9 protein-coding genes are annotated in these 13,827 nt (G+C 69.4%); 2 read left to right on the forward strand and 7 right to left on the reverse strand.

What is annotated here, in order from left to right; genetic code table 11:
* Positions 1 to 7: 7 nt before the first annotated feature.
* Together ACIRRY_RS49930 and ACIRRY_RS49935 are read right to left on the reverse strand one after the other, a co-directional pair.
* Positions 8 to 481 (reverse strand): hypothetical protein, encoded by a 474-nt coding sequence (locus ACIRRY_RS49930; protein ID WP_403987207.1) that lies wholly within the window; start codon positions 479 to 481, stop codon positions 8 to 10.
* A 124-nt stretch (positions 482 to 605) separates the two neighbouring features.
* Positions 606 to 1,082 carry a hypothetical protein gene (locus ACIRRY_RS49935; RefSeq protein WP_403983505.1) on the reverse strand — a complete coding sequence of 159 codons (477 nt, stop codon included), beginning with the start codon at positions 1,080 to 1,082 and terminating at the stop codon, positions 606 to 608.
* Between the two features lie 505 nt (positions 1,083 to 1,587).
* Here ACIRRY_RS49935 and ACIRRY_RS49940 point away from each other — a divergent pair.
* Positions 1,588 to 3,753, forward strand: coding sequence for an NEW3 domain-containing protein (locus tag ACIRRY_RS49940; RefSeq protein ID WP_403987210.1), 2,166 nt, complete (start codon positions 1,588 to 1,590; stop codon positions 3,751 to 3,753).
* 16 nt (positions 3,754 to 3,769) lie between these two features.
* Here ACIRRY_RS49940 and ACIRRY_RS49945 read toward each other — a convergent pair whose 3' ends face one another.
* Entirely contained in the window at positions 3,770 to 4,702 is a 933-nt protein-coding gene (locus ACIRRY_RS49945) for a polysaccharide lyase family 7 protein (RefSeq protein ID WP_403987213.1), read from the reverse strand.
* 447 nt (positions 4,703 to 5,149) lie between these two features.
* Here ACIRRY_RS49945 and ACIRRY_RS49950 point away from each other — a divergent pair, with 447 nt between their 5' ends.
* Positions 5,150 to 7,486 (forward strand): glycosyl hydrolase family 95 catalytic domain-containing protein, encoded by a 2,337-nt coding sequence (locus ACIRRY_RS49950; RefSeq protein ID WP_403987216.1) that lies wholly within the window; start codon positions 5,150 to 5,152, stop codon positions 7,484 to 7,486.
* Between the two features lie 95 nt (positions 7,487 to 7,581).
* On the opposite strand, the gene ACIRRY_RS49955 is transcribed toward ACIRRY_RS49950, so the two are convergent.
* From ACIRRY_RS49955 to ACIRRY_RS49970, 4 genes are read right to left on the reverse strand one after another with little or no spacing between them, the layout of a single operon-like run.
* Complete coding sequence (locus tag ACIRRY_RS49955) at positions 7,582 to 10,233, reverse strand: discoidin domain-containing protein (RefSeq protein ID WP_403987219.1); 2,652 nt, start codon at positions 10,231 to 10,233, stop codon at positions 7,582 to 7,584.
* Positions 10,230 to 12,026: a DUF2264 domain-containing protein gene (locus ACIRRY_RS49960; protein ID WP_403987223.1), complete on the reverse strand. Its 1,797-nt coding sequence runs from the start codon at positions 12,024 to 12,026 to the stop codon at positions 10,230 to 10,232. Before ACIRRY_RS49960 ends, ACIRRY_RS49955 begins: the two co-directional genes overlap by 4 nt.
* Positions 12,026 to 12,892 carry a carbohydrate ABC transporter permease gene (locus ACIRRY_RS49965; protein WP_403987226.1) on the reverse strand — a complete coding sequence of 289 codons (867 nt, stop codon included), beginning with the start codon at positions 12,890 to 12,892 and terminating at the stop codon, positions 12,026 to 12,028. The genes ACIRRY_RS49960 and ACIRRY_RS49965 overlap by 1 nt, the downstream gene beginning before the upstream one ends.
* Before the next feature lie 8 nt (positions 12,893 to 12,900).
* Positions 12,901 to 13,812 (reverse strand): carbohydrate ABC transporter permease, encoded by a 912-nt coding sequence (locus ACIRRY_RS49970; protein WP_403987229.1) that lies wholly within the window; start codon positions 13,810 to 13,812, stop codon positions 12,901 to 12,903.
* Between the last annotated feature and the right edge of the window lie 15 nt (positions 13,813 to 13,827).

A 13,827-nucleotide genomic window follows, 5' to 3' on the forward strand; every position in this document is an offset into this window, starting at 1 on the left:
GGAACCCCTAGGTCGTGCCGGGGGCGAGCAACCGGCGGATGCGCTCGTATTCGGCGGCCATCTCCGCTGTGGCGAGGATGTCGTCGAGGTCGGCGGAGACCTCGTGGTCGACGTCCTCGACGGAACGGATGGCGAGTTCGTAGAGCTCGCCGCGCCGGTTCTGCTCCAGATAGCTCTTCCAGTGCGCCAACGCGGTGATGGCGGTGAGGACTCCGGTGTCCAGATCGTCATCGATCAGGATGCCGGCGTAGATCGTCGCGAGCGCGTCGCGCAACTCGGGGGCGCTGATCGTCAGGACGTTCGCGCAGGCGGTGGTCAGTGCTGCCCGCGCCTCTTCGGTGAGTTCGTCCTCGGCCGCACCGCGCAGAAGCTCCGGCCGCACCAGACGGGTCACCGTCTCCTCTCCGAAGGCACGAACACTGTCCTCGGTGGCATCGACGATCAACTGGAGAATGCCGTCCTCGAGTTCGCTGTACTTCACGCCCGCAGTTTAAGCGGGGTGGGACGGCTCCCGGGAGTCGGTGGAGACGCCGCAAGAACGTGACGGACTGTCAGGTCCATTGGTCCTTGCGGCACCTGGAACCAATCACTCACTCACGGCGGGTTCAGCTGAAGACGAAGGGCCCGGGTGTCTGGGCGGCGTTTGACGTACAGGTGACGGAGATGCCGAAGATGACCATCTTCAGTGAGCCCTTGTAGAAGTCGAGGCTGTCGCCGACGGCCACGGTGCCGGGAAGCGGGCCGACGGTGACCGAGCCGCCTGCGGGGATGGCCGGGTTGACGGTGCCGCTGAACACGCGGTTGGCGCCGGTGGAGTTGGTCATGGTGAGCGTGGAGCTGATGGAGTTCGCCGAGAGGGCGAGGGGTGTGGTGATGGCGGTGGAGCTGAGGGTGATGGTGGCTGAGGTGCTGCTGACCTGGGTGGCGGTCAACGTGGCGGTGCCGCCGCCGAAGATGCCGCAGGCGGCGGTGATGGTGGCGGAGCTGGGGGTGACGGCGGCGGATGCGGTGGGTGCGAAGGCCAGCGTCGTGGCGGCGATGGCCGCTGCCGTGACTGCCGCACCTGTGGTCAAGCGTTTCATGGGGATCGTGTTCCCTTCCCGTTGGTGGGAGTGCCATGTGTGGGATGGCGACCCCGGGCCGGGTGGGTGCGGGCACACTGCGGGGGATCGGATCTGACGGTCCGTCGGTTCTTGCGATCCCCATTGATACGCCGGTGACACGGAGCGGCAAGTTGAAATCTGGCCGACTGTGTTCCAGGACGGGCGGGTGCCGGGCCGGAGGGGGCGCCGAGGAGAGTCGCGTGGCGTGCGAAGTGAGTCCTTGGGATGCCTCTTGATGATTCATCGGATGAATGTGTTGACGTGGCCGTGGATCGCGCATAGAACATGTGCGGTTCGACCGGTAAGGGCAGGCAAGTTAGCGATGGCCACTCCGAGGAGTCGTTCGATGTATGCGAGATTGATCAGATGTCTGCTGCCTCTCCTGCTGCTCCTCGGGCTGGTGGCGGGAACGTCGCCCGTGGTCGCCGCGTCGGCGCCTGCGGCTCCCGCTGACTTAGCCGCGCCTCTCTCGGCCACACCACCCATGGGGTGGAGCAGTTGGAGCGCGCTGCGCGAAGGCAGCGGACTGACCCAGGACGGGATCAAGGCTCAGGCGCGGGTGATGCACGACGAGTTGCGGGGCTACGGCTACCGCTACATCAACATCGACGCCGGGTGGTCCGACCATCTGGACGCCTACGGGCGCAACGCCTGGGACACCACTCGATTCCCCAACGGGATCCCCGCTCTCGCCGCGTATCTGCACCGCTTGGGGCTCAAGTTCGGCATCTATCTCACGCCGGGCGTCCCGATCGAGGCGTATCAGAAGAACCTGCCGGTCCAGGGCACCGCGTACCACATGCAGGACATCGCGGACCCGACCCAGCCCGGCAACACCCACAACGACTCCTATCGCATCGACTTCGCGAAGCCCGGCGCGCAGGAGTACGTGCAGGGCTACGCCGACCTGTTCGCCTCCTGGGGCGTCGACTACATCAAGATGGACTTCGTCGGCCCCGGCGGCGGTCTCGTCCCCGCCGACAACCGCCCCGAGATGCGGGCGTGGCACCAGGCGATCGTGGCCACCGGCCGTCCGATGCACCTGGAGCTTTCCAACTCGCTGAGCATCGCCGACGCCGCCACCTGGCAGGCCACCAGCAACGGCTGGCGCACCGGCGGCGACATCGAGTGCTATTGCGGCGTCAACGGATCCAGTACCCCGTTGACCAGTTGGCAGCGGATGGCGGCCCGGTTCGACCAGGTCGCGGCCTGGCAACCGTTCGGCGGCTCCGGCGCGTTCAACGACTACGACTCGATCGAGGTCGGCAACGGCGGCGAGGGCGGGCTGACCCCCGACGAGCGGCAGACCCAGTTGAGCCTGTGGTCGCTGGCCTCCTCCCCGTTGCTCCTGGGCACGGATCTGACGAGGCTCGACGCTGCCGATCTGAGGCTGCTGGCGAATCGTGACGTGATCGCCGTGGACCAGGACGGGGTCAACGCCTACCGGGTGAGCAGGAGCGCGACCGCGCAGGTCTTCGCGAAAACGGAGCCGAACGGCGATGTGATCCTTGGGCTGTTCAACACCGGGTCCGTCGCACAGACCGTTTCCGTCGCCGCGGACGCGGCCGGCCTGTCCGCGTCCTCTTCGTACCGCCTCGACAACCTGTGGACGCACGAGGTCACCCGGTCCTCCGGCGCCACCGTCGCCGCCTCGGTCCCCGTGCACGGCGCGGCGCTGTTCCGGGTACGTCCGTGGGCCGCGGGCAAGGCGCCGGGGCGCCCGCAGACCGGCCTCACCGTGACCGCCCCCGGCACCCTGGGGACCGGTCAACAGGCCACCGTCAGCGCGGACTTCACCAACTGGGGCACCGTCGTCGCGACCGGTGTCCACGTGGCCCTGCCCGTTCCGAAGGGGTGGTCGGCCACCCCCGTCTCGCCCACCTCCTTCGCCGCCGTGGCGCCCGGCGCGACCGTCCGCGCCACCTACCGTGTCACGGCACCGGCGTCCATCACGCAGCTCTTCCCGACGGTCCGGCTCGACGCCTTCGCCCGCTTCCGCTGGAACGCCGGCACCGGGGCACGGGCCACCGGCTCGGCCGCCGGGCACACGTCGGTTCTGCTCGACCAGCCCGTCCGGGCTCCGTTCCACACCTTTTCCTCTTCGCCCGAGCCCGCGGACTTCTCGCAGGTCGGTTCCGCCCTCGGCATTCACGCGGCCGGAGCGGGCGTCTACGGGCCGAAGAACGAGTACGGCGCGCTGTACGTCCCCGGCGCGGAACACGACGGTTCCGTCACGACGGTTCGTGTCACCTGGCAGCGGTACCAGAACTCCGGGGCCAAGACCGGAATCATGGTGCGCAACGACATCACCGCCGCGAGCGACTCGCCCGGCTTCGTGACCGTGGGAGTGAGCGCGAAGAAGGGCTACTTCATGCAGTGGGACGCCGACGGCGACGGGCGGCTCGACGCCGGCACCGCGCCCAACGGCTCCGGCGTCGGCAAGCCCGTCCTGCCCAGTTGGGTCCGGCTGGTCCGCTCCGGGACCACCTTCACCGGCTACTACTCCACCGACGGCACCGACTGGACCCGGCTGAGTACCGCGGACGTTCCCTCCGCCACCCGTACCCAGGACGTCGGCCTCTTCGGCACCGCCGCCAACCCGGGTTACCCGAGCGAAGACGATTTCACCGACTTCACGACCAGCGGTTGACGGTCGCGCGGGGCGGTCACTTCGTCCAGTAGCGGAGGTTGCGGAAGCGTGCCTCGGCACGGCCGGAACCGTGGTTGTACACGCCGTTCTTGAAGTAGCGGGTGGCGGGACCCCGGTCGTCGACGGTCAGAACGAGGGCGTTGGCGAAGTAGACCTTGATGGTTCCGGTCCCGCTGCTCGCCTGGTGGGCGATCTTCACGTTGAACCAGGTGTCGTAGGCGCCGGTCTTGAGCACTGTGCCGTCGTAGCGGCGTACGGTGCCACCGCCCGTGTCGTAGATGTTGAGCATGATGTCGGTGGCGGGGGTGCCCGAGGGGTGGACGCTTCGCAGGATCTGGACGAAGGAGGCGCCATCGGTGCCGGAGGGGAGGTAGACGTCGGCGTCCCACATGTGGTTGCCGGTGGTGTAGTCGACCTTCCAGCGCATCTCCGTGCGCGGGTCGGTGGAACTGCCCTCCTGGAACGGCTCGTCGGTGGCGTACACCCACATGCGGTCGACACCGCCGCTGGAGCTGTGCCGGTCGCTGAGGTCCAGGTTCCAGGGCTTCTGCCAGCTGTAGCCGAACGAGGTCTGTGTCCAGCCGTCGGTCGGGGCGGCGGCCGGTGCCGCTTCGGCGGGCGAGGCCGGCGGCAGGGCGCGCGCGGCACCGCCGGCCAGCAGGCCGGCACCGGCCTGTATGAGTGATCTCCTGTTCATGGTGTGTCCTTTCGGTGGGGGAGCGGAGGCTGATGCCCTTCCGTCGGCGCGGTTGCCCGCCATGCCCGCGTTCGGCACGCCGAGGCGCTCGTGCAGGGGCAGTTGGCGCAGGCGGACGGTGAGTCGGTCGGTGCGGAACGAGGTCGGCGGGGCGGAGCACTGAGAGGTCGCAGGGTCCGAGTCATGGGGCGTGTGCAGGCTGCCCAGCAGGTTGGTGTCCGAGGGCACCCGTAGGGGGACCGGATCGCTCACGGCGTCCTCGTCGGCCGGGTGGCGGGGTCCGGGTTTTTCGGGGCGGTGGATTCCGGTGCGGCGATGGCCGTGTCGTCGATTCCGAGTGGCGCCGCGCCGAGCCGGTCGTGGACGCGGATGCCGTTGCCCGTGCTCCCAGGAGAGTGAGGAGCGAGAGCCGGATCGTGACCGTGCGCATGGGGGCGCCGTCCTTCCGGTTGGGGGGCGGCCGTGGGCCGAACACGGAATGCGCGGTGAGGAACGCGAACGCAGGAAACCGCGATACATCGGAGGAGTCAAGGGCTAAGGCGGGATTGTCAATGCGTACGTATTTTCCCAAATGGCCGTAAGTGTAGGGGCGTTAGGTGTGAAGCGGCATCGGTTGAGGTGATTGACAGGTGCCCGGGGCGTGCCTACGTTCCTCGATACACCCGATGTATCAGTGACTGTCAGTTCTGGAGGACGATGATGACCTCGCAGCCGGGGAAGCACTCGCCGCTGCCTCGCAGGGTCTTACTCGGCACCGCGTTGGGAGGTGCCGCGGGCGTGGCTCTGCCCGGTGGGACGGCCCATGCCGACGAGTCTCTACGTGCGGAGGGGGCGGCCGACGTCGCGTCGGCGGCCCGGGGCGGCAGAAGTCCCTGGAGACTCCGCGACACCATGCGTGCCGACGGTGCCTGGGAAGAATTTCTGCGGGGCCAGGATCTCTTGTGGAGCAGACTGCCCACCCTCTGGCACGAGGGACCGTTCCTGGGGGACGGCCAGCTCGGCAGCATGGTGTACCAGGAGCCAGGCACCAACCAGCTCCGCTTCACCGTCCAGCACGGCCGGGTCCAGGACCACCGGCCCGAGTTCGGCAGCGGCTGGGGCACCTGTCGCCTGCCGGTCGGCCACCTCACGCTCGAACCGGTCGGCACCATCACCTCCGTCGACTGGCGCCTGAGCCTGTGGAACGCCGAGCTCACCGGCACCGTCACCACCACCGCGGGCACGCTCACCCTCTCCGCCCTCATCCACGACGAGGTCTTCGCCGCCCGTGTGACGGCCGCCGGCGAGGAACGCGTCACCTGGACGTTCCACCCCGAAGAAGCACTCAGCCCCCGGCGCATCAGCGAAGCTCCGCCCGCGGGCTACACCGCCAACCCGCCCTGGACCACCCGGACTTCCGCCGACGGCACCGAGCAGGTGCTCCAGCCGCTCACCGGCGGTCAGACCGCCACCGCCTACCGCCGCACCGGCCACGACCTGCTGCTCAGCGTCGGACACAGCTCGCCCTCCGACACCGCCGCCGCAGCCGCTTCGTTGCGAAATCTGCGGCGCGCGGCCTCGTACAGCGCCCTCAGGCGACGGCACACCCAGTGGTGGCACACGTTCTACCGCAAGAGCTTCGTCTCGTTCCCCGATCAGCGCCTGCAGAGTTTTCACTGGATCCAGCTCTACAAAGTCGCCTCCGCCAGCCGCTCCGGCGGCCCCGTCATGGCCACCTCCGGGCCGTGGCTGGAGCCCACGCCCTGGCCCGCGGTCTGGTGGAACCTCAACGTCCAGTTGGAGTACTGGCTCATCCACGGCTTCAACCACCCCGAGCTGGACTCGCTCGCCACCACGCTGCGGCAGAACCAGGAACAGCTGGCCGCCAACGTGCCCACCGCCTACCGGGCGGACAGCTCCGGTATCGGCCGCAGTTCCGACATGTTCGCCAACCGTGAAGTGGGCCGACCGGGAACGGGCGCCGAGACCGGCGACCTCACGTGGGCGCTGCACAACGTGTGGCTGTCCTACCGGCACTCCATGGACAAGGCACTGCTGCGCGACACCATCTATCCGGTGCTGCGCCGGGCGATCAACTACTACCTGCACTTCCTCGCCCCGGCCGGCGACGGCAGACTCCACCTGCCCAGCACGCTCTCGCCCGAATACCCCGTCGTGCCGCCGCAGGACACGAACTACGACCTGGCCCTGATCCGCTGGGGCTGCCAGACGCTCATCGAGTCCGCCGAACTGCTCGCAGTCGACGACGAGTTGATCCCACGGTGGCAGGAGGTGCTGGCCAGGCTCACGCCGTACCCGGTCGACGACAACGGCTTCATGATCGGCGCGGACACCCCGTACGCGCAGTCCCACCGGCACTACTCGCACCTGCTGATGGTGTATCCGCTGTATCTCGTCAACTGGGACCAGCCCGGCAGCCGCGACCTGATCGCGAAGTCGGTGGCCCACTGGCACGCGCTGACCGGCGCCCACCGGGGCTACAGCTACACCGGGGCCGCCTCCATGTACGCGATGACCGGCGACGGCGACACCGCGATCACGTACCTGAGGAAGTTCTTCGACCCCACCACCCGCTACCCCTGCCGAGCCAACACGCACTACACCGAGGCCGGTCCGGTCATCGAGACGCCGCTGTCCGCCTCGCAGTCCCTGCACGACATGTTCTGTCAGAGCTGGGGCGGCGTGCTCCGCGTCTTCCCGGCGGTCCCGTCCTCCTGGGCGGACGTCACCCTGCACGACTTCCGCACCCAGGGCGCCTTCCTGGTCAGCGCCGTACGAAAAGCCGGGGTGACCCGGTTCATCAGGATCAGAAGCCTGGCGGGCGAGCCGCTCAAGCTCCGGCACGGCCTCACCGGGACTCTCACCGTGCTCCTGGACGACGGCACTCGCGCCCGCACCCACGATCTGGGCGACGGCACCCTCGCCATCGACCTTCCCCGGGGCCGTGAGGTGCTCGTCCACGCCGGTTCCCGTCCCGATCTCGCCATCGCGCCCGTCGCCGTGAGTGAGCCGGGGCCGCCCTGGGGTCTGCCGTAGCGGACCCGAGGGTGTGCAAATCTGTCGCCGGCTCCGAGGCGGTCCACCGGACCTGCCTCGGAACCGGCGATACGCACGCCGCCCTGTACCGCTCGTCAGGGCCTGATGGTCAGCCAGTCCAGCTGCGCCACTCGGCCGTTGCCCTTCGCCACGACATACAGGTCGTGCGATCCGGTGACCGCGTGCTTCAAGGTCACGGACCGCTCCTGCCAGTCGCCGGTGCCGCTCAGCGGTATCTCCGCCGCCACGCGACCGTCCGGCTTGTCCAGGCGCAGCTGGAGGGAGCAGCCGCCTTCGCAGGCAGGGACGAGGCGCGCGGTGAGGTGTGTGCCCCTGAGGTCGGCCTCGCGGAAGCCCGCCCGGTCGCCGCCCCGAAGGTTGATCGAGGCGGTACCGCGGTCCGCTCCCCGAACCTCCGTGGCCTGCTCCGCCTGGAGGGTCGAGGAGCCGTCGGGCCCGTCGCCGTACAGCCGGATGTCGTTGACGACCCAGGGGGCGGGCCCGCTCGCGGTGAGCGTGATGCGCACATAACGGGCGGTGGTCTGCCGGTCGAGGACCGCGTCCTGGGTGAAGGATCGGCCGGAGACCCGGGCGAGGGGTTCGCCCCAGTGCGTGCCGTCGCGGCTGACGGAGACCGTGAAACCGTACGGCTGGCCGTTGGTGTCGCGGCCCGCGTCGAGGGAGAGCCTGCCGAAGGTCTTGCTCTCGCCGAAGTCGACGGTCAGGGACTGGCCGGCGGTCTGCGGAGAGCTGCCCGTCCAGCGGGTGTTGATGTCTCCGTCGACGGTGGCGGACGCGTCGCTGGCGTCGCTCGCGGTGGCGGTCCAGTTGCCGTGCCGCACCCGCTCCTGGCAGCCGGGCAGATCGCAGCCGGCCGACCAGATCGGTGCACCGAACTCGTAGGCGCCCTGGTCGGGAGCGGCGCCCAGGACATCGGTGGTGACGCCGTCGACCACTTCACCCGCGTCGATGGCGGGCGAGAGCGGCCTCAGCCACAGTTCACCGTTGACGGCGTCCGTATAGCCAGGCTTGTCGCTGATCAGGTTGGAGCGGACGACCGGCGGCGGGTCGCCGACCTTCGTCGCGGTGACCGGCTTGGGTCCGACGATGTTGCTGAAGTAGGAACCGGACGCGTCCGTGGCGCCGCCGAGGGCGGTCGAGGCGACGTTGATGCCCACTCCGTAGCTGGAGTTGTGGTCCTCGTTGGCGATGCTGGGGCCGGTGTGGCCGTTGAAGTAGACGCCCCTGCTTCCGGTGTTCCAGGCGACGTTGTGGTGCAGCCGGAAGTGGTTGGAGTAGTTGTCGACGTAGTAGCCGTTCTGGCCGTCGGCGTCGTGCGCGGTGTTGTGGTCGACGGAGGTGCCGGAGCCGTTGAGGCTGCAGCAGACGTAGAACGGCGAGCCGTCGCGGGAGGTGCGCATCGCCTCGGAGATGTCGTTGTAGGCGATGCGGTTGTCGTGGAACTCGGTGCCGTTGAGCTGCCATGCGGTGTCGATGGCCGCCCGTCCGGTGCGCCGGATCGTGTTGTGGGTGACCGTCTGGCTGTTGCCGTTGATCTCGATGCCAGGGGTGTAGCTGCCCATCCAGCCGACGTCGTGGATGTAGTTGTCGGTGACGGTGTTGCCGGTGCCCCGGACCAGGACCCCGTCGCCGGCCGACTGCGCGATCTCGCTGTTCCTCAGGGTGTTGCCGCTGCCGAGGATCTGCACGCCGGAGTCGAGGATGCGGGAGGCGACGATGTTGCCCTCGAACGGCGGGACCGCGAGATCGCCGTCCGGTGGCATGGGCAGCGTGGAGAACTCGGAGATGTACGTGGCGTGCAGCCCGTCGACCACAACTCCCGTACTGGAGACGCCCGTTCGCAGGGAGGTGCCCCACAGGCTCAGGCCCCGCACGGTGACGTACGAGCTGTTGGTGAGGTCGACGCCCCACAGCCGGTGCTTGGCCGTCACCGTGTGTCCGGCGAGGCCGCCCCTCGGCGGGACCATGTACAGCCGGTGCGCGGTCTTGTCGTAGTACCACTCTCCTGGCTGGTCGAGGGCGGCCCTGGATCCCACGAGGTAGTAGTTGCGGTAGGTCTGGTTGCCCATGCACAGCGGCGGGCAGCGGTAGTTGCCGCCCTTGAAGTCCAGTTCGCCCGGTCCGGTCGTGGTGACCGTGCCGGTCTGCTGCGCCCACGGGTTGGAGCCCGCCCACAGGTGCACGGTGGCGCCGGTCCAGTCGGCGTCGGGCAGGTCGCTGTCGTCGATGTGCTGGTCGGTGGAGGTGGTGTCGGCCTCGGCCCAGGTGGCGTTCAGCGGATCGGCACCCGAGTTGGGCCAACGGCCCTCCGCGGCACGGGTGTTGTCCAGGAACACCGCGTTGAAGTCGGGGTCGGGCGGCAGGTCGGTGTCTGCGGCGACCAGTCCGCCGCCGGCGTCCTTCCAGCCGGTCACCTGATCGGTCCCGTCGACGGTCACCGGTCCGTCGCCGTAGGCGGCGATCGTGATCGGGGCGTCCTTCGTGCCGGAGGGCGGGGTGAGTTGTTCGCGGTAGGTGCCGTGGTGGATCAGGCAGGTGTCGCCGGGGCGGACGCGGGCGAGGCAGGCGCCGATGGTGCGCAGCGGGGTTGTCGGCGTGCCGTGTGCGTGATCGCTGCCCTGGGGGGACACGTGGTAGGTGTGGCCGGACGGTGCGGCGTCCGCGTGGGCCGGGAAGGCCAGTAACGCGGTCACGGTCGCCAGTACGGACAGGTGTCTGAGTCTCAAGTCCCGTCTCCGATCGTCGGTCGTGCGGTGGGCGTTGGCTGCGCGATGGTGGGGAGAGGCGTGGTAGTCGGGGGATCCCGCCAGGCCGTCTCGGCTTCGTCACCGCTCGGGGCGCCGAGCACGGCACACCTCAACCAGTGCTCGCCGGGCGGGAGTTGGCCGATGAGCATGGGCAGCGCGGTGCGTCGGGCGAGGACGTTCGTGCCGGGGAGGCAGTCGAGGATCCGGCCCTCGCGTCGGCCGTCGAGGTCGCGCAGTCCGGTGAGTCCCGCCGGGGCCGCCGCCCTTGCGTACGTCGGCCCGGTCGCGCGGTCCGGGCCCGCGTCCCGGTCGACGGCGAAGCCGCCCTCGGCGGTGTGCAGGGCGCGAGCGGTACTGATGTGGTGGGTGCGCACATGCCAGGGCGCGGCGGCCGTCAGCCAGGTGGTGATCTCCACGTCTGGCCAGGGGTGCCAGGTGCTACGGACCGTGTCCGGCGTGACCGTGGGATCGGCCGGCTCCTCGCGCACCCGGTAGTGCGACCCGCCGTCGTCGCTCAACGCCAACATCGAGTCGTGGGCGCCCTGTTCGAGCCCGAGCGTGCCGCCCGGCAGGCTGAAGCCGAAACGGGTCGAGTACGCGAACTTGGCGTACTTCTCGGCTCCATGGCGTATCCACCGGTGGTGCTGGCGTCCGGCGAGCAGGGTGACGTCGCCGGATGTCCGCATGAGTACCGCCCCGGCGTGCCGCTGGGCACTGACCGCGGGCAGTGCGGGAGCCGGTTCCTCCGGCGCGGTCCAGAACGCGTGCCGCACCGGCAGCGCGAGCGGCAGATAGGCCTTGAGCGACCAGTAGGGGGAGCCGAACGCGTTGTACTGCTCGGCCAGCGCGGGCTGCGGATAGCCGTAGCCGATGGACAGCAGGCCGTCGGGCCCGGTCACCGGCCGTCCGCGCCACCAGCGCAGATGTCGTAGCAGATAGCCCTTGACCTGGCCCCACGGCAGTGTGTCGACGCCCGCGAACGGTAACGCGCCCCAGAACGCGGCCTGCGCCCAGCGGTAGGTCAGGCTGCGGCCGTACGGGACGGCGGCACCGTCGTCGGCGAACCAGTGCCGGAAGTCGCCGGCGAAGCGGGCCGCCCGTTCCTTGAAGCGGTCTCCGCCCGTGAGGGTGTCGTGGAGCAGACCGTAGAAGTGCATCGCCCACGGGACGTAGTAGTCGCGTCGTTCGGTGGGTCCGTCCGCGTACCAGCCGTCACCGAGCCAGAAGGTCTCCAGACGGTCCAGGCGCGCGGTGGTCAGTGAGCGGTCGTAGGGCACCCCCACCCGGTCGAGGCCGAGGCCGATCAGTACCGGGAAGAAGAGCCAGTTGTTGTCGGAGGTCGCGCGGGGCAGCGCGCTGAGCAACCAGCGTGCGAGCCGGTCGCGTTCGAGGCCGCTCAGCGGGTCCCACCACTGCTCCGGGGCGAGCGCGAGCGCGAAGCCGATGGCCGCCATCTCGACGATGCGCTGGTCGTGGTCGGTCGGCTCGCCCCAGTACTCGGGGTGCGCCGGGTCGCTGCCGTGGGCGAGCCCCTGGACCCACAACTCGGCGTGCGGTACGTCCAGTTCGCCCGCCGCGAGGGGTGCGAGCCCCCACAGGGGCCGGGCGAACGCCTCCAGTTCGGCCGCCGTGTCGTCGTGGATCGCGGTGTTCACGCCGAGCCGTACACGCGCCCGGCCCGTGCTGAAGCGGGACGTGACGGGCTCAATCAAGTCCCTTACTTCGCAAGCGAGTTCGGTGCGTGCGTCGTCTATCAAGTCCTCCCCGTCCATCAGCCCTTCTCCGCTCCGGCCAGCAGCCCGGTGCGCAGGAAGCGCTGGGCGAGGACGAATCCGATGAGTAGCGGTGCGCAGGCCACGAGTCCGGCGAGGGCCGCCTCCGGCTGGTGGATGTTGAGGTCGGCGAAGCCGCTGGAGTTGTTGACCGCGCCGGTGGACTGCAACAGGGACATCAGGCCGAGTTGGAGGGTGAAGGTGCGGTCGTCCGAGAGCATCACGAAGGGCAGGAAGAAGTCGGTCCAGCAGCGGACGAAGCCGAAGAAGGCGATCAGCGCGATGGCGGGGCGCGCCAGTGGTACCGCGACGGACCAGAACAGCCGCAGTTCGCTCGCCCCGTCGATGCGTCCGGCGTCCAGCAGGCTGTCGGGCACATTGGCCTGGAAGTGCAGGAAGGCCAGGTAGACGCCGAAGGGGTAGAAGGACAGCGGCAGGATCACGGACCAGACGGTGCCGGTGAGGTTGATCGCCGACATCTCCAGATACAGCGGAAGCACCAGCGCGGCCGGGGGCAGGATCATCGTCACGATCGACAGGGTGAGAAGAGCACGGCGGCCGGCGAAGTCGTGTTTGGCCAGCGCGTAGCCCGCGGGCACGCACAGCAGCAGGGCGAGCGCCACGCTGACCGCCGCGTAGGCGATCGAGTTGCCGATCCACAGGGTGATCTCGCCGTCGTTGTACGACGTCAGATGCGACCATGCGGCGCCCACGTTGCCCAGCGACCCGAAGCCGATCGGTGAGCCGGTGGTCAGGTCGTCGGCCGTGCGGGTGGGGGCCAGCAGCAGCCACAGCAGGGGCAGTCCGAAGAAGACGGCCGCACCGAGCAAGAACAGGGCTCGGGCGCCGCGCGACAGAGCGGTCATCGACTCATTCACCGGGAATCGGGGGAGTGGGTGGCGTACATGCGCGTACGGGTGATCACGATCCACGCGGCCAGCACCCCGACGCCGAGCATGGCCAGCGACAGCGCGGCGGCCTTGCCGAAGTCGCCGTCCTGGGTGGCGTAGACGTAGGCGAGCTGGTTGACGGACCAGGTGGGGCTGATCTGGCCGGGAGCGCCGGTGGACAGCACGGTCGGCTCGACGAACACCTGGCTGCCGGCGGCGAAACTGGAGATCAGGACGAAGGCGACGTAGGTGCGGACCATGGGCAGCTTGACGTGCCACATGGTCCGCCAGGCGGAGGCGCCGTCGACCTGTGCGGCCTCCAGGACGTCCTTCGGGAGGGCGTTGAGCGCCCCGTAGAGCACCACGATCCAGCCGCCGGCGTGCACCGCGACGCCCATCACGGTGAGGACGGCGATGAGGCTGGTGCCGGACAACGCGTCCGTGGCGCTTGTGACGTCCATCAGTTTGAGCAGGGGTGAGAAGGGGCTGCTGTCCGGGCTGACCATGAACAGCCACAGCAGGGCGGCGGCCGAGCCGGTGACGGCGCCGGGCAGGTAGTAGACGAGTTGGAGGACGCTCGTCGTGCGGCCGGGGCGGGCGTGCAGGGTGAAGGCGAGGGACAGGACGGTGAGCAGCAGGATGGGCAGCCACAGCAGGAGATACGTCGTCACGTGGGCGGTCGCGTCGGCGAGCCGGTAGTCGTGGAAGACGGCCGTCCAGTGGCTGCCGGAGAGGGAGCCGTCCTCGACGAAGGAGGTCCACAGGGCGTAGCCGGCGGGCGCGAGCCCGAACACCGCGAGGAACACCGTGTAGGGGCCGACGAGGATCCAGACGGCTGCGGTACGGGAGAGGCGTCGGCGCCGGCGGGCTGCCACCGGCCGAGCGACGGAGGCCACGGGCGGGCGGGTTGA

Origin of the sequence: Streptomyces sp. NPDC101776, from assembly GCF_044766845.1 — a bacterium.
In the GTDB taxonomy this organism is placed as follows: Bacteria; Actinomycetota; Actinomycetes; order Streptomycetales; family Streptomycetaceae; genus Streptomyces.